Here is an 846-nt window from a genome sequence, read left to right on the forward strand (position 1 = left end):
CGTCACACCATGGGAGTGGGTTTTACCAGAAGTGGCTAGTCTAACCGCAAGGAGGACGGTCACCACGGTAGGATTCATGACTGGGGTGAAGTCGTAACAAGGTAGCCGTATCGGAAGGTGCGGCTGGATCACCTCCTTTCCAGAGCTTCTCGCAAAATTGAGCGCTCACGCTTATCGGCTGTTGATTAAGACAGGCTAGCTGTCTGCGGTTAAACCGGTTATAATGCCGGCCGCTTTCAATAATCTTCAATGACAAACATTCGAATGAAGTTTGATTCGAGTTTTTCTCATTGGCGATTGAGCCAGTCAGAGCGGTACGAAAGTATCGGCTGTCGTTCTTTAACAATCTGGAAGAAGTAAGTAATTTGGATAGCGGAAGCGTCTTGAGATGGACGTGAAAACTATCCGGGTTGTGATTGTATCGATGTATCTCAAGATGATTCGAACTCTAAGTTTGACTCAATTGGAATACGGCACAACGCGAGAACTCAACCTGTAGCGACTGTCGATGAGACAGACTCGTTATAGGGTCAAGCGAACAAGTGCATGTGGTGGATGCCTTGGCGATCACAGGCGATGAAGGACGCGGTAGCCTGCGAAAAGCTACGGGGAGCTGGCAAACAAGCTTTGATCCGTAGATGTCCGAATGGGGAAACCCACTCCTTTTGGAGTATCCATGGCTGAATACATAGGCCATGCGAAGCGAACGCGGTGAACTGAAACATCTAAGTAACCGCAGGAAAAGAAATCAACCGAGATTCCCAAAGTAGTGGCGAGCGAAATGGGATGAGCCTTGCACTCTTTATTTGTATTGTTAGCCGAACGCTCTGGAAAGTGCGGCCATAG

General features: G+C 48.5%; 2 rRNA genes. Both read left to right on the forward strand.

What is annotated here, in order from left to right:
* Positions 1-139: ribosomal RNA gene (locus DPV74_RS41815) — 16S ribosomal RNA — on the forward strand; the annotation flags it as partial.
* A 389-nt stretch (positions 140-528) separates the two neighbouring features.
* Positions 529-846: ribosomal RNA gene (locus DPV74_RS41820) — 23S ribosomal RNA — on the forward strand; the annotation flags it as partial.

The sequence above is a fragment of the Burkholderia sp. HAN2018 genome (genome assembly GCF_024704855.1).
Lineage (GTDB): Bacteria > Pseudomonadota > Gammaproteobacteria > Burkholderiales > Burkholderiaceae > Burkholderia > Burkholderia cepacia.